We start from the raw sequence: 20,149 nt of genomic DNA, 5'->3' as shown, positions 1-20,149 counted from the left end.
GGCGAACAGGCACAAAACCGGCGAATAGTGTATCAGATTCTGTTTGTTTTGTGGGGGAATAAGCCGTTTATCATTGTTAACCACTTGTCATATAAGGCGATTTATTCTCTGTTTATTCTCTATCGCCATAACAGGTGGAAAAAGCGGTCTGCGCCATACGATTGGCTAAGATACACAGTAGCATCGCCGCTACGCCGCACAGCACTATCACCACCGGCAACACCACCGGCCCTGGCAACACCTGGCTGGCGCCATACCCAACCAGTGCGGCGATCAGATACTGCAACATCCCCATCAACGCCGAAGCAACCCCCGCCTGCCCGCCCGCATTCGCCATCGTCAGTGCGGTGAGGTTGCCAAATACCAACCCTAGCGTACCGATCGTCGTCGCCAGCAGCAGCAGATATCCCCACAGCCCAATCCCCTCGGCCAGAATCAGTATCGATAGCACCAGCCCAGCCAGAATATGAATCACGATGCCAAACATCATGATCCGTTGCTCACCCACTCGTCGTCTGAGCAGCGTCGTACTGATTTGCCCTCCTATCACCAGGCTGACGGCATTCGCCGCAAAAATGTAACTAAACTGCGCGGGCGTCAGCCCGAAAGACTGGGTAAAGACAAACGAGGAGGAACTGATATAGACAAACAGCGAGCCAAAAATCACCCCACCTGCCAGGGTATAAGCCATGAAAACTCCATAGCCAAACTGCTGGACATACGCCCGCACGATATTGCCGGGAGACAGATTTCCAGCGCGGGACGCCAGGCGTTTTTCCTCACTCAGTGATTCGGGGATGATGCGTATCCCCCAAATCAACCCCGCGACGCCCAGGCCCGCCAGCACCCAGAAAACCAGACGCCATTCGCCATGCGCCAGCAAATAGCCGCCCAGTAACGGCGCCAGAATCGGGGCAATCATCATCACCTGCATCAACAGGGAAAAAATACGTGCCGACTCGGCGACGCTGTATAAATCAGCCACAATCGCGCGTGGCGCCACCAGCCCGGCGGAAGCGCCCAGTGCTTGCAGAAAGCGCGCCAGCATCAGCCACTCGATTGACGGCGACAACGCAGCCATCACGGATCCGCCAATAAAAATCACCAGGCCGGCCAGCAAGGGAACGCGCCGGCCATAGCGATCAAGCAGCGGTCCACAGATGCCTTGCCCCAAAGCCAGCCCCACGAGGAACACGGACAATGTTTGCTGCACCTTGCCCGATGAGGCGCCGAAATCCATAGCCAGCGCTGGCATGGCTGGCAAATACATGTCTATCGCCATGGCGTCCAATGCCGTCAACAACGCCAGCAGCAAGATCAGGGGATACGTCATCGTTGTGGTGGAGTGTTGATACCTTTCAGACATGGTGTTGCCCTCGCGATTGTCTGGACGACAGGATTGCGCATTGCAAAGCATCAGACAGCAGCCGCCGCATTGCCGTCAGCCTGCGTGAAAAATCCGGCTCGGCGGTATAAACCAGCTTGACGTGCAGGCTGTCAACAATACCCAGATACGCCTGCCCAAGCTGTTCCACGTCGTCCGCCGGCAGCAGGCGTGTGTCGTGGCCGGAATGCAGCTTATTGATAAAGGCGTTCAGCAATAGCCCCAGATATTGCTCGTAACCCAACGATATCTGGTCATATAACGCCGCGGGGGCCAGATAGCCTGTGCGCAATAAAAAGCGAAGATAAGCCGAATCGGCGTAACGTTTCGCAAGGCAGGAGAAATAGTGACTGCCCGGCAGCTCATCTGGCGTTTCATCGTCAAAGCACTGCTGAGCAAATGCCGTCTCAATGCGCAACGTATCGTCAAAAACCGTCATAAACAGCGCGTTTTTACTGGCGAAATGCGAATAGAGAGACGCTTTTTTGATATTGACCGCTTTGGCTATCTCATTCAGAGACGCCGCATCGTAGCCATGTTCAGCAAAGTGCGCGGCAGCAGCCACGCAAATTCTGTCAACCGATAAGGTTCGTGCCTGCATTCTGTCCTTCCGCTATCTGGAGTATCGGATCAGCCGGGTATGTTGGTAGTTCAACACGTTACGTCAATAACCACAAATACTACCTACCGATAGGTAGCCTTTTATAATAGCATGACACCGCCGTGGAACAACTGGCGAGAGTTACATCCGAAACAATCACACTGCCCGGGAAAACGGTTTAACGCCAACAATAAAAAAACCCGGTGACAGGCACCGGGTTTTTCTGCGTTGATTTCGCTGCCAGGCAGCCAGAAATTAACGTTTGGAGAACTGCGGACGGCGACGTGCTTTGCGCAGACCGACTTTTTTACGTTCAACCTGACGAGCGTCACGAGTAACGAAGCCAGCTTTACGCAATTCAGAGCGCAGAGATTCGTCGTATTCCATCAGAGCGCGGGTGATACCATGACGGATAGCACCGGCCTGACCGGAGATACCACCACCTTTAACGGTGATGTACAGATCCAGTTTACCAACCATGTCGACCAGTTCCAGCGGCTGGCGAACGACCATGCGAGCAGTTTCGCGGCCGAAGTACTGTTCCAGAGTACGCTGGTTGATGACGATGTTGCCGCTACCCGGTTTGATAAATACGCGAGCGGCGGAGCTTTTGCGGCGACCAGTGCCGTAGTATTGATTTTCAGCCATTGCCTGTAATCCCGATTAAATGTCCAGAACTTGCGGTTGCTGTGCCGCGTGATTGTGCTCGTTACCAGCGTAAACTTTCAGTTTACGGTACATAGCACGACCCAGCGGGCCCTTCGGCAGCATGCCTTTAACCGCGATTTCAATTACGCGCTCAGGACGGCGGGCAATCATCTCTTCAAAGGTCGCTTCTTTGATACCACCGATGTGGCCGGTGTGATGGTAGTACATCTTGTCAGAACGTTTGTTGCCGGTTACAGCAACTTTTTCTGCGTTCAGAACGATGATGTAGTCACCGGTATCAACGTGCGGAGTGTATTCCGCTTTGTGCTTACCGCGCAGACGACGAGCCAGTTCAGTAGCCAGACGGCCAAGAGTTTTACCGCTCGCATCAACAACGTACCAGTCGCGTTTTACGGTTTCTGGTTTAGCTGTAAAAGTTTTCATTAAAAGCTTACCCAATTTAAGTTACACGTTGGTGAACACCCAAACGCTTCATAAATATAGTGTTTTGAGGTTCACACGGCTATCTAGTCCAGCAAACCTACCCCTTCGAATAGCAATTGCCAGCGCGATTAAAGTTTCGGGAAAAAACTTTGTTGTAACGTGGGGTCGCAAGATTATAGAGAAGTCGATTTCAAAGATCGACTTTTTTCTCAACCAAATGGCGAAAGATTTGAGCCTGCATAACCGCGACGGAGCAAAACCGCCTCCGCGAAAAGTAAAGAATGGTAAGCATTGTGGAGACGGCGCGGGCAACCGAACATCACCGTCGCGCCTGTTCGCGATAATATATTGATAAATAAAAATTTTATTCCGCATCATCAACCCCGTATCCTGCTGACCTATGGTGCGTCCACTCCGGCCCGCTTTTCTTTTTGCTACATTGAGTTGGAACAACATCAGCGGAGGAAGAGTGAGATGACGCGCCTTACAGCAAAAGATTTTCAACCGGAATTGCTTGAGCTTTATGACTATTACGCGCACGGCAAGCTGACCAAGCGCGAATTTCTGGAGCGCGCCGCCAGGTATGCCGCGGGCGGCCTGACCGCCATGACCATTCTCTCCCTGATGAGCCCGAACTATGCGTTGGCGCAGCAGGTGGAATTCACCGACCCGGCGATCATCCCGGAATACATCACCTACCCTTCCCCTAACGGTCACGGCAGCGTGCGCGGCTATCTTGTGCGGCCAGCCAAAACCAACGGCCCGGTTTCCGCTGTGGTGGTGGTGCATGAAAACCGAGGGCTTAACCCGTATATCGAGGATGTGGCGCGGCGTTTAGCAAAAGAAGGGTTTATCGCGCTGGCGCCGGATGGCCTGAGCTCAGTCGGCGGCTACCCGGGCAACGACGACAAAGGGCGGGAACTCCAGCAGCAGATCGACCCAACCAAACTGATGAATGATTTCTTCGCCGCAGTCGAATTTCTGATGAAGCATAAAGACGCGACCGGCAAAGTCGGCATCACCGGATTTTGCTACGGCGGCGGCGTATCCAACACGGCAGCCGTGGCCTATCCGGAGCTAGCCGCCGCCGTGCCGTTTTACGGACGCCAGCCCAAGCCGGAAGACGTCTCCCGCATCAAAGCACCGTTATTGCTGCACTACGCAGAGCGCGACGACAACATCAATGCCGGCTGGCCGGCGTATGAATCCGCGTTAAAAGCCGCCAATAAAACCTACGAAGCCTACGTCTACCCCGGCACCAATCACGGCTTCCATAACGATTCCACGCCGCGGTACGACAAAGCCGCCGCCGACCTGGCATGGAACAGGACCATCGCCTGGTTCCGGCGCTATCTGGTATAAGCCGCCATTCACTAAAAGCGCCTTGCCGCCGTCATTTCCCGGCGGCAAGCGACAATCACGGCAGGTGGGGCTGACGCAGGTACTCTTCGCTCTGCATTTCCTGCAAACGCGACAGGCAGCGCTGGTATTCAAACTTCAGATGTTCGCCCTGATAAATCTCGAACATCGTCGCCTGCGCAGACATAATCAGCTTCACCCGGCGTTCGTAAAACTCGTCCACCAGCGCCAGAAAGCGGCGAGCGGCGTTCTCGTCTTTAACTTCCATCACCGGAACATGATGCAACAGCACGGTGTGGTACAGCCGCGATAGCGCGATGTAGTCATTCTGGCTGCGCGCCTCAAGGCACAGGGTGGCGAAATCCACCGCCAGCACCCCGTCGCCGGCGCTCAGCGTCGCCAGCGGTCGATGATTAATCTCCAGCACCGGACCGGGCTGACTGAAATCACGCCCGGACAGGCGGCGGAACATCGCCTGCATTTCGGCGTCGGTATCCGCATTATTCGGGGTCAGATACAGATGCGCCTGAGTCAGGGTACGCAACCGGTAATCGATGCCGGCGTCCACATTCAATACAGCGCAATGCTGCTTGATCAACTCGATAGCCGGCAGGAAACGCGCGCGCTGCAACCCGTTGCGGTACAGTTCATCCGGCGGAATATTGGAGGTCGCCACCAGCGCAATGCCTCGGGAGAACAGCGCCCGCAGCAGTTCCGCCAGCAGCATGGCGTCGGTAATATCGGAGACGAAGAACTCGTCGAAGCACAGAATGTCGGTTTGCGCCTTAAACCCGTCGGCCACCTTTTCCAGCGGATTTTCCTGTCCCTGCAACTGATTCAATTCTTCATGCACGCGCAGCATGAAACGATGAAAGTGCAGACGCAGCTTGCGTTCCGAAGGCAGACTGTGAAAAAACAGGTCCATCAGCCAGGTCTTACCCCGCCCCACGCCGCCCCACATATACAGCCCTTGTACCGGCGACGGCGATTTTTCCTTCTGCCCGATCCAGGCTCGCCATTTTGCCATCAGTCCCGGCGCGCTGCTTTCCGCGGGCGCCCACACCTGTTCCGTCAGCGTCTGATGAATGGCGTTCAGGCGGATGACCGTCTGATACTGCACTTCGTCCGGCTGGTAGGTCTGTGCCGCCAAAGCCTGCTGGTAAAGTGCCAAAGGGGTTGTTCTCTGCATAGCGCAAAATCCCTGAGAAAAATTTCGTTGTATTTTATCGTGCGTTGACGCCGGTTCAGCCCGCGATCGTGGGCGTTACCGCTTCGCGGCGCCTGTGTTCCCGGTCAGACCAGACACAGGGGCTCCACTCCGGCGAGGTTAGCGGTTATAGTGACTATTATTAAGTGAAAAAACCCTACGGGACAACGAAGTCAAAATAGGAGTCGTTTTATGACCTGGGAGTCTGCGCTGATTGGATTTGTTATCGGTGTCATCATTGGCGCTGTCGCGATGCGGTTCGGCAACCGTAAACTGCGCCAGCAGCAGGTACTGCAAAACGAACTGGAGAAAAACAAAACCGAGCTGGAAGAATATCGTCAGGAACTGGTCAATCACTTTGCCCGCAGCGCGGAACTGCTCGACAACATGGCGCGCGATTACCGCCAGCTCTATCAGCACATGGCGAAAAGCTCCAACAGCCTGCTGCCGGATGTCCCGATGCAGGATAACCCGTTCCGCTATCGTCTGACCGAAGCAGAGTCGGACAACGATCAGGCGCCGGTGGACATGCCGCCCCGCGACTATTCGGACAGCGCTTCCGGCCTGCTGCGCGGTACACGCCCGATCGGCAAGTGACCGGTTATTTTTACCGATCTTTCCGATTTTATTCACCCTGGCGGCACGAGGTTTGTCGTCAGGGTATGACCCTATCGTCGGCCGCTATCATCTTCCCCCGCAACGACGGTCGTTACATTCTGCTGACGAAATATCAGTGAACTTTACACACTGCCCTGGGTCTGAGTCTTCACCGCAAGTTTGAGTTTATATATCATTGTTTTATTCATAGGCAGGTCGTGAGAGAGTTAACAATCAATGAAAAAAACATCGTTGTTATATAGCGCACTGGCACTCGGTATTGGACTGTCGTTGTCTTCGCTGCCCCCGGCCAATGCCGCGTTGCCTGCGGTTGTAGAAGGTCAGGCTCTGCCCAGCCTGGCGCCGATGCTGGAAAAGGTGCTGCCCGCCGTAGTGAGCGTCCATGTGGAAGGCACGCAGGTACAGCGCCAGCGTATCCCGGAAGAGTTTAAATTCTTCTTCGGTCCCAACACGCCTTCTGAAAAACAGAACTCTCGCCCGTTTGAAGGGCTGGGTTCCGGCGTCATCATCAATGCCGAAAAAGGCTACGTGCTGACCAATAACCACGTCGTCAACAACGCCGATAAAATTCAGGTGCAGCTGAATGACGGTCGGGAATACGACGCCAAACTGATCGGCCGCGACGAGCAGACCGATATCGCCCTGTTGCAGTTGAATGACGCCAAGAATCTCACCGAGGTCAAAATGGCCGATTCCGATCAGCTGCGCGTCGGTGACTTCGCCGTTGCCGTCGGCAACCCGTTCGGGCTCGGACAGACCGCGACGTCCGGCATCATTTCCGCGCTGGGTCGCAGCGGCCTGAACCTGGAAGGGCTGGAAAACTTTATCCAGACCGATGCCTCCATCAACCGCGGTAACTCCGGCGGCGCGCTGGTTAACCTGCGGGGCGAACTGATCGGCATCAACACTGCGATTCTGGCGCCGAGCGGCGGTAACGTCGGCATCGGTTTCGCTATTCCGAGCAACATGGCGCAGAATCTGACGCAGCAGTTGGTGGAATTCGGCGAAGTGAAACGCGGCCTGCTGGGTATCAAGGGCAGCGAGATGACCTCTGAAATCGCCAAAGCGTTCAAGGTGGACGCACAGCGCGGTGCCTTCGTCAGCGAGGTCATTCCTAAGTCCGCCGCCGCCAAAGCCGGCATTAAAGCGGGCGACGTGCTGGTATCGCTGGATGGCAAACCCATCAGCAGCTTTGCCGAACTGCGCGCCAAGATCGGCACCACCGCGCCGGGCAAAACAGTACGTATCGGCCTGCTGCGCGACGGTAAGCAGCAGGAAGTCGCGGTCGTGCTGGACAACAGCGCCAACGTCACCACCAATGCCGATACACTGTCTCCAGCCCTGCAAGGTGCGACCCTCAACAACGGGCAGTTGAAGGACGGCAACAAAGGCGTGGCGATCGATAATGTGGCTAAAGACAGCGCCGCCGCCAAGGTCGGCCTGCAAAAAGGCGACATTATTGTCGGCGTGAACCGCGAGCGCGTGGAAAACATCACCCAATTGCGCAAAATTCTGGAAGCCAAACCTTCGGTGCTGGCCCTGAATATTGTCCGCGGCGACGAGAGTATCTATCTGTTACTGCGTTAAGCCATGAAAAAATGGACGCCGCGCGATGCGGTGTCCATTCTTCTCTGATATTCTGCGATTCAACCTTCTTTATGCACCCCAAACGCTCATGCTAACCAAACTGTTACGTTCGGCGCTGTTCGGTGTCATCGTGGCCGGCATCCTGCTGCTGGCAATCCCGGCATTGCGTTCCAATCAGGGATTGCTCAAATCCGGCGGCGGCGACAGCCAGGAAACCCCGGTCAGCTATTATCAGGGAGTGCGCCGCGCCGCGCCAGCCGTGGTGAACGTATACAATCAGGCCAACGACCCGAGCGCCCAAAACGAGCTGAATATCCGTACGCTGGGCTCCGGCGTGATCATGAACAACAAAGGGTACATCCTGACCAACAAGCATGTGATCAGCAATGCCGAACAAATTGTGGTCACGCTGCAGGATGGCCGCATCTTTGAAGCACTGTTGGTAGGCTCAGACAGCCTGACTGACCTGGCGGTACTGAAAATCGAAGGCGCAAATCTGCCGGAAATCCCCATCAATCCGAAGCGGGTGTTCCACGTCGGCGATGTGGTGATGGCCATCGGCAATCCCTACAACCTCGGCCAGACGGTGACACAAGGGATTGTCAGCGCGACCGGTCGGGTGGGACTTAGCTCCTCCGGCCGGCAGAATTTTCTGCAAACCGACGCCTCCATCAACCGCGGCAATTCCGGCGGCGCGCTGGTTAACACGCTTGGCGAGCTGGTCGGCATCAACACGCTATCATTTGATAAAAGCAACGATGGCGGTACGCCGGAAGGTATCGGTTTTGCCATACCTACCGCACTCGCGACCAAGATCATGAACAAGCTGATCCGCGATGGACGGGTGATTCGTGGTTATATCGGTATCAGTGGCGCGCAGCGAGAGCGACTGGGCAACCAGGTAACCGGTCTGGAGCGGCTACAGGGTATCATCGTCAATAAGGTCGATTCCGGCGGCCCGGCGGATAAGGCTGGCATCAAAGAGGGCGACCTGCTGCTGGAGGTCAACAGCAAACCGGCGCGTTCGGTGATAGAAACGATGGATCAGGTGGCGGAAATTCGCCCCGGTTCGGTCATTCCGGTGGTCATTTTACGTGATAATCAGGAAATAAAGCTCGATATGACTATCCAGGAATATCCCAGCGACTAAGCCAAACCTCGTGGGAAAACGCCGGGCGACGAACAGGCCGCCCGGCAGGAACGATTAGTCGTTAGCGCTCACACGTTCAATGTTGGCGCCCAAGGCGCGTAATTTGTCTTCAATGCGTTCGTAGCCGCGATCGATATGATAAATACGATCTACCAGCGTGGTGCCTTCCGCGATACATCCCGCCAGTACCAGACTGGCCGACGCACGCAGGTCGGTCGCCATTACCTGCGCACCAGACAGGTGCTCAACGCCATGACAAATCACCGTGTTGCTCTCGATTTCCGCCTGCGCTCCCATACGAATCAGTTCAGGGATATGCATGAAGCGATTTTCGAAAATGGTTTCAGTGATGACGCCGGTGCCTTCCGCCACCAGATTCAGCAGGCTGAACTGCGCCTGCATATCGGTCGGAAATCCCGGATGCGGAGCGGTACGCACGTTGACCGCTTTCGGCCGGCGACCATGCATGTCCAGGCTGATCCAGTCTTCGCCGATTTCGATATCAGCACCCGCTTCGCGCAGTTTGGACAACACCGCATCCAGCGTATCCGGACGGGTGTGGCGGCACATGACCTTACCGCCGGACACCGCGGCCGCCACCAGGAAAGTACCGGTCTCAATGCGGTCCGGCAGCACGCGATAGACCCCGCCGCCCAAACGTTCCACGCCTTCAATGACGATTTTGTCGCTGCCTGCGCCGCTGATTTTGGCGCCCAGCGTATTGAGGAAATTCGCGGTATCGACGATTTCCGGCTCACGCGCGGCGTTTTCAATGATGGTTTTGCCCACCGCCAGCGTGGCGGCGCTCATGATGGTGACGGTCGCGCCGACGCTGACCTTGTCCATCACGATGTGCGCGCCTTTCAGCCGACCGTCGACCGTGGCCTTCACATATCCTTCTTCCAGCGTGATGTGCGCGCCCATCTGTTCCAGGCCATTGATGTGCAAATCAACCGGACGGGCGCCGATGGCGCAGCCTCCCGGCAACGACACCTGCCCCTGACCAAAGCGCGCCACCAGCGGACCCAGCGCCCAAATTGACGCGCGCATGGTTTTCACCAGGTCATAGGGTGCGCAGAACACGTTAACCGCGCTGGCATCCACATGTACGGAACCGTTGCGCTCGACATGCGCGCCCAGTTGGCTCAGCAGCTTCATGGTGGTGTCGATATCACGCAGCTTGGGAACGTTCTGGATTTCTACCGGCTCTTCAGCCAGCAATGCGGCAAACAGAATGGGCAGAGCTGCGTTTTTAGCGCCGGAAATGGTGACTTCACCAGCGAGCCGGGTTGGACCCTGCACACGAAATTTATCCATAGTGACGATTTCTCAATGTTCAGACTCAATAGCACGGCCGGGCGGCCGCTGAATTACAGACCGCTCAGTTTGCGGTCGCGCTGCCATTCTTCAGGGGTGTAAGCCTTGATCGACAACGCATGAATGCGATTATCCGCGATGTATTCCATCAGCGGCGCGTAGACCGCCTGCTGCTGTTTTACGCGGCTCATACCCTTGAACAACTCACCTATCACAATGACCTGGAAGTGGCTGCCGTCACCGGAAACATGCACTTCCTGCAGCGCCAGCGCGCTCATCAGCACGTCTTTAATTTCGTTGTTTTCCATTGCTCTCGATTCTACGTCAGGGGGATGATAAACAGGGTGGTATCTTAGATGAATCTGTCGTTATCTTAAACAAAAGAAATCCCCCTTGCGCACACGCGACAAGGGGGATCGATGCTAACCGGAATGCAAGGTTCAGTCGGCTGGCCGAACGGGAATGATTTCACTCAGGTTATATAGCTGAATCAGGGTGCGAAGCCGGTCGCTGGCGCCGATAATCGCCAGCGGTTTCCCCCGCTGTTCCTGCTGATGATAGAAATGCACCAGCAGGGCAAGCCCGGAAGAATCCACCCGCGCCACCTGACCGACATCCAGCACGCTGCTGTCGTTCAGCAGTGCGTCGCGCTGCCGCCACAGCGGCAACAGCGTATTCCGGTCCAGATCGCCCTCCAGACGCAGGGCGCCGTCTTCCTGTCGCCAGCGCAGCGCGTCAGCCATTTTTCTGACCCAGCGAAATCGGCTGCTGAGCCGCGGCCTGCAACTGCTTAGTCAGGCCGTCGACGCCGTTCTGACGCAGCGTGGACGCCCACTCGTTCTGCTTGGTGGTAATCATGCTCACCCCTTCGGCGATCATGTCATACGCCTGCCAGTAACCGGTTTTGGTGTTCTTGCGCCACTGGAAATCCAGACGAATCGGCGGGCGGCCGCCGTTATCGATGATGGTCACGCGAATGGAAACGATCTCGGCGTTGCCCACCGGCTGCTCCGGCGCGATCTCGTAGGTCTGACCGTGATAAGACGCCAGCGCCTGACCATATGCCTGTTCCAGATAAGCCTCAAACGCCTTGAAATAAGTCTCGCGCTGATCCGGCGTAGCATTCTTATAATACTGGCCCAGCACCAATGCGCCGGCGTATTTCACCTGCACATAAGGCAGCAGTTCTTCACGCACTACGGTACGCAGATAGCTGGGGTCCTGCTTAATGCGCGGCTGTTCATTTTTGAGGCGGTCGAAGGTTTTCTGCGCCGCGTCGCGCATCAGGCTGTAAGGGTTGGTCTGGTCAGCAGCGCTGACAAACGGGGCTACCACCAACAAAGCAACCATCAATAAACGTTTCAACATGCTGTGTCCTCTCAAGGCTGTTGGGCTGGTTTTGCGCCAGGTTCAGGGGTTGCCGCCTCGCCACTTTTCTCCGCCGGTTTGGTTGGTGCCGGTTGAGCATGGCTCTGATTCGCATTATGTGGGGTAACCGTGTCCTGACCGGCATTATTCTGGCTGGCATTGTCAGTATTGTTGCCGCCGCTCTTATATAGGAATTGACCGATAAGGTCCTCCAGCACCATGGCCGACTTGGTGTCCTGGACGGTGCCGCCGTCTTTCAGAATCGACGTGCCCATGTCCTCGTCTTCAAAACCCATGTTCAGCGCCAGATACTGTTCACCCAGCAGACCGGAAGTCCGAATCGCCAGCGAGCTGGTATCCGGAATGTGGTCGTAACGCTTATCGATATCCATCGCCACCCGCGGCAGATACGTCTTGGTGTCCAGCGAGATATCCGCCACCCGGCCAATCACCACCCCGCCGATTTTCACCGGTGAACGCGCTTTGAGACCGCCGATATTGTCGAAGGTCGCGTACAAACGGTAGGTCTGTTGTTGCCCCAGCGATTTCAGGTCAGCGACTTTCAGACATAAAAAGACTATGGCGCACAGCGCAATCAGCATGAATACGCCAACCCAAATTTCATGTTTCTTTGTTTGCATCGACTCATTTCCCAAACATCAGTGCTGTCAGCACAAAATCCAATCCCAGTACCGCCAGCGACGAATGCACCACGGTGCGGGTCGTCGCGCGGCTGATGCCTTCTGACGTCGGAATCGCGTCATAACCGTTGAACAGCGCAATCCAGGTAACGGTAATGGCAAACACCAGGCTCTTGAGAACGCAGTTGAGCAAGTCTTTCTGCCACTCCACCGCGTTTTGCATCGCCGACCAGAAAAAGCCGTTGTCGATGCCTTTCCAGTCCACGCCGACCAGCGCCCCGCCCCAAATGCCGACGGCGACAAAAATCACCGTCAGCAGCGGCATGGTGATTACCCCGGCCCAGAATCGCGGCGCCACCACGCGGCGCAACGGGTCCACCGCCATCATCTCCATACTGGATAACTGCTCGGTGGCCTTCATCAGCCCGATTTCCGCCGTCAGGGCGGAACCGGCGCGTCCGGCGAACAGCAACGCGGTCACCACCGGCCCCAGTTCGCGCAGCAACGACAACGCCACCATCATGCCCAGACTGGCTTCGGCGCTGTAGGTAGTCAGGACCAGATACCCCTGCAACCCCAGCACCATACCGATGAAGACGCCGGACACCATGATGATCAGCAGCGACTGCACGCCGACGCTATACAGCTGTTTGCGCAGCAGCGGCCACTGTTTGGCTGGCTCCGGCTTTCCGACCAGCGCATTGAACAGCATCAGCCCGGCACGCCCGAAAGCGGCGCAGACCTGAATGCCAACGCGTCCCAGCGACGCTAATGCCTGTACTAGCATGAATTACTTACTCCTCAAGCCTAACAGCCCATGCTGATAATCGCCTGCCGGATAGCGGAACGGCACCGGGCCATCGGCAATGCCGTCCAGAAACTGCCTCACGCGCGGATCGTCATTCTGCTGCAATTCAGCCGGCGAACCTTCCGCCACCACCCGTTGGTCGGCGATGATGTAAGCATAATCGGCAATACTCAGCACTTCCGGTACATCGTGGGACACTACGATGCAGGTCACGCCAAGCGCATGATTCAACTCGTCGATCAGCTTCACCAGCACGCCCATGGTGATCGGGTCCTGGCCGACGAACGGCTCATCGAACATGATCAGCTGCGGGTCGAGCGCAATGGCGCGCGCCAGCGCCGCCCGCCGCGCCATTCCCCCCGACAGCTCCGACGGCATCAGTTCCGCCGCGCCGCGCAGCCCAACCGCTTCCAGTTTCATCATCACCGTACTGTGCAGCAGCGGCTCGGGCAGTTGCGTATGTTCGCGCAGCGGCCAGGCGACATTGTCGAACACGTTCAGATCGGTAAACAGCGCACCGGACTGAAACAGCATGCTCATTTTCTTACGGGTCTCATACAGACGGGAACGGGAAAGAATCGGAATATTTTCCCCGTCGAACCAGATTTCGCCGCTGTCCGGTTGCAGTTGTCCGCCAATCAGACGCAGCAGCGTAGTTTTACCGATGCCGGACGGCCCCATGATGGCCGTGATCTTTTGTTTTGGCACGTTCAGCGAGACATCCGAAAAAATCGGCCTGTTGCCCCGCCGGAAACTGAGCCCGCGAATTTCTACCAGATTTTCGTGGTTCATGGTCTCTTTCCTCAACGACCGCCGATGGCAGCCGCCCGTTTTCACATTTTTGCGCCGCACCGCCCCGACAACCGTCTTCCGGGGTGTTACGCTGGCCCTTCACTGTTACAGAATCAGGACACCGGTTCGTGACCAAAATTGCCATTGGTTTTACTTTTTCGCCCTGCGCAGTCAGAATTAGCGCTAACGAGGAAAAATGGCGGTTTTGCTTATTATTCGTCCAGAAATACTGGTTTGTTCGCCAATAAACCGGTGATTATACCTGAATAAAGGACGCTGCATGCTTTTTGCGACAGTACTGTTAATTGTTGGTTTAGTATTACTGGTTTATGGCGCCGACCGTCTGGTGTATGGCGCTGCCGTACTGGCCCGCACATTTGGCGTACCGCCGATGATTATCGGCATGACGATTGTGGGAATGGGTACTTCGCTGCCCGAACTGATGGTATCCGTGACCGCCGCGCTCAACCATCAGACCGACATGGCGGTCGGCAATGTCCTGGGTTCGAACATCGCCAATATTCTGCTGATCCTCGGCAGCGCCGTCCTGATCCGCCCATTGACCTTTCATTCCACACTGCTGCGTCAGGAACTGCCGCCCATGCTGGTGGTAACGCTGCTGTGCGGCGTCCTGCTGCACGACAGCTTCCTGAGCCGCCTGGATGGCGTGATTCTGTTGCTGGCCGCCGGTGGTTGTATCGTGCTGATGCTGCGTATGGCGCACGCCGCCCAGAACCGCGGCGACGACAGCCTGACCCGCGAGCAGATGGCCGAGCTGCCCAGAGAAAATAATCAGACCGTGGCGCTGTTATGGCTGCTGATCGGCCTGATTATTCTGCCGATGTCGGCGCGGATTGTGATCGATAACGCCACGGTCATCGCCAATTACTTTAATATCAGCGAACTGACCATCGGGCTGACGGTGCTGGCCGTCGGCACCAGTCTGCCGGAATTGGCGACCGCGATCGTCGGCACCCTGAAAAAAGAAGACGACATCGCGCTCGGCAACCTGATTGGTTCCAATATCTTTAATATCGTGATAGTGCTGGGCGTGCCCGCCCTGTTGTCCCCCGGTGCGGTAAACCCGCTCGCGTTTGCGCGCGACTACTGGGTGATGCTGGGGGTCAGCGCGCTCCTGACGGTTCTCTGTCTCCGCCAGAAACGGCGCATCGGTCAGGGCGCGGGCGCATTGCTGTTGTGTGCGTTCATCGCGTACCTTTCGGTGCTGTTCTTGTTCTCATAGCCAGAGCATTGGCAACGCAGGATGTTTTACATGTCACATTTCGAGCTACAACCTGGTTTCGATTTCCAGACCGCCGGCCGGCAGGTCCTGACCATCGAACGCGACAGCCTCGCGCAGTTGGATCAATACATTGACGACAATTTTTCGCACGCCTGCGAGAAAATGTTTTACTGCCACGGCAAGGTAGTGGTGATGGGCATGGGTAAGTCGGGGCATATCGGCTGCAAGATGGCGGCCACCTTCGCCAGCACCGGCACGCCCGCTTTTTTCGTCCACCCCGGCGAAGCCAGTCACGGCGATTTGGGCATGATTACCGCGCAAGATATCGTAATCGCCATTTCCAACTCCGGCGAGTCCCATGAAATTCTGGCGCTCATCCCGGTGTTGAAGCGCCTGCAGGTGTGCCTGATCTGCATGACCGGCAATCCGGAAAGCACCATGGCCAAAGCGGCGGACATCCATCTTTGCGTCCACGTATCGCAGGAAGCCTGCCCGCTGGGTCTGGCGCCGACCTCCAGCACCACCGCCACGCTGGTGATGGGCGATGCGCTGGCCGTCGCGCTGTTGCAGGCGCGCGGCTTTACCGCCGAAGATTTCGCGTTGTCGCACCCCGGCGGCGCACTTGGCCGCAAACTTCTGTTGCGGATCAACGATATCATGCACACTGGCGACGAAATCCCCCGTGTCGGCCGCGACGCATCGCTGCGTGACGCGCTGCTGGAGATTACCCGCAAGAATCTGGGGATGACGGTGATTTGCGGCCCCGGCGATCGTATCGAAGGCATTTTTACCGACGGTGACCTGCGCCGGGTGTTCGACATGAATATCGACCTGAACAGCGCCGGCATCGCCGATGTGATGACCCGCGGCGGTATCCGGGTTACGCCGCAAACGCTGGCGGTGGATGCTCTGAACCTGATGCAATCCCGCCATATCACCTCGCTGCTGGTGGCGGAGGACGAGCGCCTGCTGGGGATCGTCCACATGCACGATATGCTGCGCGCCGGCGTGGTATGAACCGGCGGCGTGCGTACAACGCGGAATGAAAAACCAAGGATATGTGTGAATGAGTGAAATCCGGCCGCAAACCGATACCTGCTACGGACCTGTCGATACCCAGGTCATGCAACGCGCCCGTGATATACGTCTGTTAATCTGCGATGTCGACGGCGTGCTTTCCGACGGCCTGATCTACATGGGGAATCAGGGCGAAGAACTAAAAGCCTTCAACGTACGCGACGGCTACGGTATTCGCTGCCTGCTGACGTCCGACATCGACGTGGCGATTATTACCGGCCGTTCGTCGCAGTTGCTGGTCGACCGCTGCCAGACGCTGGGTATCCGTCATCTTTATCAGGGACAATCGGATAAGCTTTTGGCCTTCCGCGAGCTGTTGGATACACTGTCGCTCACCGCCAGCCAGGTTGCCTATATCGGCGATGATCTGATCGACTGGCCGGTGATGGCCGAGACAGGGCTGAGCGTCGCGGTGGCCGACGCCCATCCGTTGCTGCTGCCCAACGCGCACTATGTGACGCGCATTGCCGGCGGCCGCGGCGCGGTCAGAGAGATTTGCGATCTTATTTTGCTGGCGCAGGGTAAACTGGATTTCGCCAAAGGGCTGTCGATATGAGTAAAACAAAACGCTGGCTAACGCTGTTGCTGGCATTGATTGCGTTGGTGCTGATCGGGTTAAATCTGACAAACCAGCGTGCGGGAAACGGGCCGACGGAAGTGCAGAATAACGATCCGGCCTATACCATGCAGCAAAACATTACCGTGGTGTATGACCCGACCGGAAAGCTGAGCTACAAGCTGGTGGCCGAAAAAGCGGAGCACTACAACGCCGACCAGGTAAGCTGGTTTACCCAGCCGGTGGCGACCATGTTCAATGAACAAGCCGTCGCCACCTGGTCGGTACGGGCCGATCGCGCCAAACTGACGAAAGATCGCATGCTGTATCTGTACGGTCATGTCGAGGTCAACAGCCTGACCAACGACTCGCAGCTGGAGCGAATTAAAACGGATAATGCGCAGATAAATCTGGTTACGCAGGACGTGACGTCGGATGACGAAGTCACCCTGTACGGTGTCAACTTTACCTCTAACGGACTGAAAATGCGCGGAAATCTGCGCAGCAAAACCGCTGAGCTGATCGATAAGGTAAAATCCTATTATGAAATCCAACCAAAAAATTAATGTCTTACACAGCATCCTGATCGCCAGCTCGCTTTTTGCCGTCAGTATTCCGGCACTGGCGCTGACCGGCGACACCGATCAACCCATCCATATCACCTCCGATCAGCAGGCGTTGGACATGCAGGGCAATGTGGTGACGTTCACCGGCAACGTTATCGTCACGCAGGGATCGATAAAAGCGCAGGCCGACAAGGTTGTGGTCACCCGTCCTAACGGCCAACAGGGCCATGAAGTGATCGAGGGTTACGGCAACCCGGCCACCTTCTATCAGATGCAGGACAACGGCAAGCCGGTCAAAGGCCATTCTCAGAAGATGCGTTACGAAATGGACAAGCAGCTGGTTATTCTGACCGGCGACGCCTATCTGGAACAGCTGGACAGCAACGTCAAGGGCGACCGCATCACCTATCTGGTGCAGCAGCAGCAGATGGAAGCGTTCAGCGACAAAGGCAAACGAGTCACCACCGTGCTGGTCCCGACGCAGTTGCAGGACAAAGGCACCCAGAACGGCGCCAAGCCCAGCGGCAACACCGGCAAGCCCACCAAACAACAGTGAGTAACGCGCTAACCCATGGCAACACTAATCGCCGAAAATCTGGCCAAGGCGTATAAAGGCCGCAAAGTGGTGGAGAACGTCAGCCTGAATGTGAATTCGGGCGAAATCGTCGGGCTGCTCGGGCCCAACGGTGCCGGCAAGACCACCACCTTTTATATGGTTGTCGGTATCGTCCCGCGCGACGAAGGCCGCATCGTGATCGACGATGAGGACATCAGTCTGCTGCCGCTGCACGATCGCGCCCGCCGCGGCATCGGTTACCTGCCGCAGGAAGCCTCGATTTTCCGGCGTCTGAGCGTCTACGACAACCTGATGGCGGTGCTGGAAATCAGAAAAGATCTGACCCGTGAGCAGCAGCAGGATCGCGCCAACGAACTGATGGAAGAGTTTCATATTGTTCACCTGCGCGATAGTTTGGGACAATCGCTGTCCGGTGGTGAGCGCCGCCGGGTGGAAATCGCCCGGGCGCTGGCCGCCAACCCCAAATTCATCCTGCTGGACGAACCCTTTGCAGGGGTAGACCCGATTTCGGTCATCGACATCAAGAAAATCATTGAGCATCTGCGCGATAGCGGGCTGGGCGTGTTGATTACCGACCATAACGTTCGCGAAACGCTTGATGTCTGTGAACGCGCTTATATCGTTAGTCAGGGCCAGCTTATTGCCCACGGCTCACCGATGGATATACTGGCGAATGAGCAGGTAAAACGAGTCTATCTGGGCGAAGGCTTCCGACTCTGATAACGTCATGTTTAGGTTGATCATTCAAAAAGGAAGTTAGCGCGCGTTATGAAGCAAGGTTTGCAACTCAGGCTCAGCCAGCAACTGGCTATGACACCGCAGTTACAGCAGGCCATCCGCCTGCTGCAGTTGTCCACGCTTGAACTCCAGCAGGAAATCCAACAGGCGCTGGAAAGCAACCCGTTGCTGGAGCAAGCCGATATTCATGACGAAGTGGAAACCCAGGAAAGCAGCGACAGCGAAACGCTGGATACCCGCGAGGCGCTGGAGCAGAAAGATATGCCCGACGAGTTGCCGCTCGACGCCGCCTGGGATGAAATCTACACCGCCGGCACGCCGTCCGGTACCAGTACTGACTACCGCGACGAAGAGCTTCCTGTCTATCAGGGCGAAACCACCCAGACGCTACAGGATTACCTGATGTGGCAGGTGGAGCTGACGCCGTTTTCCGACACCGATTCCGCCATCGCCACGTCTATCGTGGACGCGGTGGACAGCACCGGTTACCTGACCGTGTCGCTGGACGACATCCGCGACAGCATTGGTAATGACGAGGTGACGCTGGAAGAAGTGGAAGCGGTGCTCAAGCGCGTACAGCGCTTTGATCCTGTCGGCGTAGCCGCCCGCGATTTGCGCGAGTGCCTGCTGGTGCAGCTATCGCAGTTCGACACTGACATTCCCCGTCTGGCCGAGGCCAGGCTCATCGTCAGCGAATACCTCGACCTGCTTGCCAACCATGACTTTCGCACCCTGATCCGTACCAGCCGTCTCAAGGAAGAAGTGCTGAAAGAAGCGCTGGCGTTGATCCAGTCGCTGGATCCGCGTCCGGGGCAGTCGATCAACACCGGCGAGTCCGAGTATGTCATTCCGGATGTGCTGGTGCGCAAGATGCAAGGCCACTGGACGGTGGAACTCAACACCGACAGCGTGCCGCGGCTGCAGATCAACCAGCAGTACGCCGCGCTTGGCAGCAGCGCGCGCAACGACAGCGACGGCCAGTTCATCCGCAGTCATCTGCAGGAAGCTCGCTGGCTCATCAAGAGCCTGGAAAGCCGTAACGATACCCTGTTGAAGGTTACCCGCTGTATTGTGGAACAACAGCAGGCGTTCTTCGAACACGGCGAAGAATTCATGAAACCCATGGTGCTGGCGGATATCGCCCAGGCCGTGGACATGCACGAGTCCACCATTTCCCGCGTAACGACCCAGAAATTTCTGCACAGTCCGCGCGGTATTTTTGAGCTGAAGTATTTCTTTTCCAGCCACGTCAACACCGACAACGGAGGCGAAGCGTCATCCACCGCTATCCGTGCGCTGGTCAGGAAACTCATTGCAGCGGAAAACCCCGCTAAACCGCTGAGCGACAGCAAGCTGACCTCACTGCTTTCCGAACAGGGAATCATTGTGGCCCGCCGTACTGTCGCCAAGTATCGAGAGTCTTTATCTATCCCGCCGTCAAACCAGCGTAAACAGCTGGTTTGACCCC

At 56.6% G+C, this 20,149-nt stretch carries 23 protein-coding genes; 11 read left to right on the top strand and 12 right to left on the bottom strand.

Annotation, left to right across the window (positions count from 1 at the left end):
• Positions 1-112 precede the first annotated feature (112 nt).
• The 4 genes from DXX3274_RS02255 to rplM form a co-directional block, all read right to left on the bottom strand.
• Entirely contained in the window at positions 113-1,366 is a 1,254-nt protein-coding gene (locus DXX3274_RS02255) for a multidrug effflux MFS transporter (protein ID WP_042858347.1), read from the bottom strand.
• Positions 1,359-1,985 (bottom strand): TetR/AcrR family transcriptional regulator, encoded by a 627-nt coding sequence (locus DXX3274_RS24370; RefSeq protein ID WP_042858346.1) that lies wholly within the window; start codon positions 1,983-1,985, stop codon positions 1,359-1,361. Before DXX3274_RS24370 ends, DXX3274_RS02255 begins: the two co-directional genes overlap by 8 nt.
• 255 nt (positions 1,986-2,240) lie before the next feature.
• Complete coding sequence (rpsI, locus tag DXX3274_RS02245) at positions 2,241-2,633, bottom strand: 30S ribosomal protein S9 (protein WP_013316025.1); 393 nt, start codon at positions 2,631-2,633, stop codon at positions 2,241-2,243.
• Between the two features lie 15 nt (positions 2,634-2,648).
• On the bottom strand, positions 2,649-3,077 hold the full coding sequence (gene rplM, locus DXX3274_RS02240) for a 50S ribosomal protein L13 (protein ID WP_012883052.1): 429 nt from the start codon (positions 3,075-3,077) through the stop codon (positions 2,649-2,651).
• A gap of 474 nt (positions 3,078-3,551) precedes the next feature.
• On the opposite strand from rplM, the gene yghX reads away from it, so the two are divergent.
• Complete coding sequence (gene yghX / locus DXX3274_RS02230) at positions 3,552-4,439, top strand: YghX family hydrolase (RefSeq protein ID WP_042858344.1); 888 nt, start codon at positions 3,552-3,554, stop codon at positions 4,437-4,439.
• 55 nt (positions 4,440-4,494) lie between these two features.
• On the opposite strand, the gene zapE is transcribed toward yghX, so the two are convergent.
• Positions 4,495-5,625, bottom strand: a complete 1,131-nt coding sequence (zapE, locus tag DXX3274_RS02225) for a cell division protein ZapE (RefSeq protein ID WP_042858343.1) — start codon at positions 5,623-5,625, stop codon at positions 4,495-4,497.
• Positions 5,626-5,835: 210 nt separating this feature from the next.
• Here zapE and zapG point away from each other — a divergent pair, with 210 nt between their 5' ends.
• The 3 genes from zapG to degS all read left to right on the top strand — a co-directional run bounded on the left by zapG (position 5,836) and on the right by degS (position 8,998).
• On the top strand, positions 5,836-6,240 hold the full coding sequence (gene zapG / locus DXX3274_RS02220; RefSeq protein ID WP_042858342.1) for a Z-ring associated protein ZapG: 405 nt from the start codon (positions 5,836-5,838) through the stop codon (positions 6,238-6,240).
• 237 nt (positions 6,241-6,477) lie between these two features.
• A complete protein-coding gene (gene degQ / locus DXX3274_RS02215) occupies positions 6,478-7,848 on the top strand; it encodes a serine endoprotease DegQ (protein ID WP_038663127.1) in 1,371 nt (456 codons plus the stop codon).
• Positions 7,849-7,936: 88 nt separating this feature from the next.
• A complete protein-coding gene (gene degS, locus DXX3274_RS02210) occupies positions 7,937-8,998 on the top strand; it encodes an outer membrane-stress sensor serine endopeptidase DegS (protein ID WP_038917565.1) in 1,062 nt (353 codons plus the stop codon).
• Between the two features lie 54 nt (positions 8,999-9,052).
• Here the strand turns inward: degS and murA are convergent, their stop codons facing one another.
• The 7 genes from murA to mlaF form a co-directional block, all read right to left on the bottom strand.
• Positions 9,053-10,315, bottom strand: a complete 1,263-nt coding sequence (gene murA / locus DXX3274_RS02205; protein WP_042858341.1) for a UDP-N-acetylglucosamine 1-carboxyvinyltransferase — start codon at positions 10,313-10,315, stop codon at positions 9,053-9,055.
• 53 nt (positions 10,316-10,368) lie between these two features.
• Entirely contained in the window at positions 10,369-10,623 is a 255-nt protein-coding gene (ibaG, locus tag DXX3274_RS02200; protein WP_038663133.1) for a BolA family iron metabolism protein IbaG, read from the bottom strand.
• Positions 10,624-10,755: 132 nt separating this feature from the next.
• A complete protein-coding gene (gene mlaB, locus DXX3274_RS02195) occupies positions 10,756-11,058 on the bottom strand; it encodes a lipid asymmetry maintenance protein MlaB (protein WP_042858338.1) in 303 nt (100 codons plus the stop codon).
• Complete coding sequence (gene mlaC, locus DXX3274_RS02190) at positions 11,051-11,683, bottom strand: phospholipid-binding protein MlaC (RefSeq protein ID WP_042858337.1); 633 nt, start codon at positions 11,681-11,683, stop codon at positions 11,051-11,053. The genes mlaB and mlaC overlap by 8 nt, the downstream gene beginning before the upstream one ends.
• Before the next feature lie 11 nt (positions 11,684-11,694).
• Positions 11,695-12,324 carry an outer membrane lipid asymmetry maintenance protein MlaD gene (gene mlaD / locus DXX3274_RS02185; RefSeq protein WP_042858335.1) on the bottom strand — a complete coding sequence of 210 codons (630 nt, stop codon included), beginning with the start codon at positions 12,322-12,324 and terminating at the stop codon, positions 11,695-11,697.
• A 4-nt stretch (positions 12,325-12,328) separates the two neighbouring features.
• A complete protein-coding gene (mlaE, locus tag DXX3274_RS02180; RefSeq protein WP_042858333.1) occupies positions 12,329-13,111 on the bottom strand; it encodes a lipid asymmetry maintenance ABC transporter permease subunit MlaE in 783 nt (260 codons plus the stop codon).
• Positions 13,112-13,114: 3 nt separating this feature from the next.
• Positions 13,115-13,924: a phospholipid ABC transporter ATP-binding protein MlaF gene (gene mlaF, locus DXX3274_RS02175; RefSeq protein ID WP_042858332.1), complete on the bottom strand. Its 810-nt coding sequence runs from the start codon at positions 13,922-13,924 to the stop codon at positions 13,115-13,117.
• Positions 13,925-14,204: 280 nt separating this feature from the next.
• On the opposite strand from mlaF, the gene DXX3274_RS02170 reads away from it, so the two are divergent.
• The 7 genes from DXX3274_RS02170 to rpoN are packed head-to-tail and all read left to right on the top strand — an operon-like array spanning position 14,205 to position 20,145.
• Positions 14,205-15,167 (top strand): calcium/sodium antiporter, encoded by a 963-nt coding sequence (locus DXX3274_RS02170; RefSeq protein ID WP_039694580.1) that lies wholly within the window; start codon positions 14,205-14,207, stop codon positions 15,165-15,167.
• Positions 15,168-15,197: 30 nt separating this feature from the next.
• Positions 15,198-16,184, top strand: coding sequence for an arabinose-5-phosphate isomerase KdsD (gene kdsD, locus DXX3274_RS02165; RefSeq protein WP_042858330.1), 987 nt, complete (start codon positions 15,198-15,200; stop codon positions 16,182-16,184).
• Positions 16,185-16,233: 49 nt separating this feature from the next.
• Positions 16,234-16,800, top strand: coding sequence for a 3-deoxy-manno-octulosonate-8-phosphatase KdsC (kdsC, locus tag DXX3274_RS02160; protein WP_038663157.1), 567 nt, complete (start codon positions 16,234-16,236; stop codon positions 16,798-16,800).
• Positions 16,797-17,366: an LPS export ABC transporter periplasmic protein LptC gene (gene lptC / locus DXX3274_RS02155; RefSeq protein WP_042858328.1), complete on the top strand. Its 570-nt coding sequence runs from the start codon at positions 16,797-16,799 to the stop codon at positions 17,364-17,366. The genes kdsC and lptC overlap by 4 nt, the downstream gene beginning before the upstream one ends.
• Positions 17,344-17,922 (top strand): lipopolysaccharide ABC transporter substrate-binding protein LptA, encoded by a 579-nt coding sequence (lptA, locus tag DXX3274_RS02150; RefSeq protein WP_038663163.1) that lies wholly within the window; start codon positions 17,344-17,346, stop codon positions 17,920-17,922. The genes lptC and lptA overlap by 23 nt, the downstream gene beginning before the upstream one ends.
• Before the next feature lie 15 nt (positions 17,923-17,937).
• Positions 17,938-18,663, top strand: a complete 726-nt coding sequence (gene lptB, locus DXX3274_RS02145; protein WP_022631820.1) for an LPS export ABC transporter ATP-binding protein — start codon at positions 17,938-17,940, stop codon at positions 18,661-18,663.
• 48 nt (positions 18,664-18,711) lie between these two features.
• On the top strand, positions 18,712-20,145 hold the full coding sequence (gene rpoN / locus DXX3274_RS02140) for an RNA polymerase factor sigma-54 (RefSeq protein ID WP_042858326.1): 1,434 nt from the start codon (positions 18,712-18,714) through the stop codon (positions 20,143-20,145).
• Positions 20,146-20,149 lie beyond the last annotated feature (4 nt).

Source organism: Dickeya sp. NCPPB 3274 (assembly GCF_000406205.1).
Classification (GTDB): Bacteria; Pseudomonadota; Gammaproteobacteria; order Enterobacterales; family Enterobacteriaceae; genus Dickeya; species Dickeya fangzhongdai.
Note: the sequence above shows the minus strand (reverse complement) of the source record. Positions and strands in the feature narration are given on the sequence as shown.

Bases quoted from the DNA above. Each gene is read 5' to 3' on its own strand.
- DXX3274_RS02255 (WP_042858347.1), bottom strand. From the start codon at position 1,366: ATGTCTGAAAGGTATCAACACTCCACCACAACGATGACGTATCCCCTG.
- DXX3274_RS24370 (WP_042858346.1), bottom strand. From the start codon at position 1,985: ATGCAGGCACGAACCTTATCGGTTGACAGAATTTGCGTGGCTGCTGCC.
- rpsI (WP_013316025.1), bottom strand. From the start codon at position 2,633: ATGGCTGAAAATCAATACTACGGCACTGGTCGCCGCAAAAGCTCCGCC.
- rplM (WP_012883052.1), bottom strand. From the start codon at position 3,077: ATGAAAACTTTTACAGCTAAACCAGAAACCGTAAAACGCGACTGGTAC.
- yghX (WP_042858344.1), top strand. From the start codon at position 3,552: ATGACGCGCCTTACAGCAAAAGATTTTCAACCGGAATTGCTTGAGCTT.
- zapE (WP_042858343.1), bottom strand. From the start codon at position 5,625: ATGCAGAGAACAACCCCTTTGGCACTTTACCAGCAGGCTTTGGCGGCA.
- zapG (WP_042858342.1), top strand. From the start codon at position 5,836: ATGACCTGGGAGTCTGCGCTGATTGGATTTGTTATCGGTGTCATCATT.
- degQ (WP_038663127.1), top strand. From the start codon at position 6,478: ATGAAAAAAACATCGTTGTTATATAGCGCACTGGCACTCGGTATTGGA.
- degS (WP_038917565.1), top strand. From the start codon at position 7,937: ATGCTAACCAAACTGTTACGTTCGGCGCTGTTCGGTGTCATCGTGGCC.
- murA (WP_042858341.1), bottom strand. From the start codon at position 10,315: ATGGATAAATTTCGTGTGCAGGGTCCAACCCGGCTCGCTGGTGAAGTC.
- ibaG (WP_038663133.1), bottom strand. From the start codon at position 10,623: ATGGAAAACAACGAAATTAAAGACGTGCTGATGAGCGCGCTGGCGCTG.
- mlaB (WP_042858338.1), bottom strand. From the start codon at position 11,058: ATGGCTGACGCGCTGCGCTGGCGACAGGAAGACGGCGCCCTGCGTCTG.
- mlaC (WP_042858337.1), bottom strand. From the start codon at position 11,683: ATGTTGAAACGTTTATTGATGGTTGCTTTGTTGGTGGTAGCCCCGTTT.
- mlaD (WP_042858335.1), bottom strand. From the start codon at position 12,324: ATGCAAACAAAGAAACATGAAATTTGGGTTGGCGTATTCATGCTGATT.
- mlaE (WP_042858333.1), bottom strand. From the start codon at position 13,111: ATGCTAGTACAGGCATTAGCGTCGCTGGGACGCGTTGGCATTCAGGTC.
- mlaF (WP_042858332.1), bottom strand. From the start codon at position 13,924: ATGAACCACGAAAATCTGGTAGAAATTCGCGGGCTCAGTTTCCGGCGG.
- DXX3274_RS02170 (WP_039694580.1), top strand. From the start codon at position 14,205: ATGCTTTTTGCGACAGTACTGTTAATTGTTGGTTTAGTATTACTGGTT.
- kdsD (WP_042858330.1), top strand. From the start codon at position 15,198: ATGTCACATTTCGAGCTACAACCTGGTTTCGATTTCCAGACCGCCGGC.
- kdsC (WP_038663157.1), top strand. From the start codon at position 16,234: ATGAGTGAAATCCGGCCGCAAACCGATACCTGCTACGGACCTGTCGAT.
- lptC (WP_042858328.1), top strand. From the start codon at position 16,797: ATGAGTAAAACAAAACGCTGGCTAACGCTGTTGCTGGCATTGATTGCG.
- lptA (WP_038663163.1), top strand. From the start codon at position 17,344: ATGAAATCCAACCAAAAAATTAATGTCTTACACAGCATCCTGATCGCC.
- lptB (WP_022631820.1), top strand. From the start codon at position 17,938: ATGGCAACACTAATCGCCGAAAATCTGGCCAAGGCGTATAAAGGCCGC.
- rpoN (WP_042858326.1), top strand. From the start codon at position 18,712: ATGAAGCAAGGTTTGCAACTCAGGCTCAGCCAGCAACTGGCTATGACA.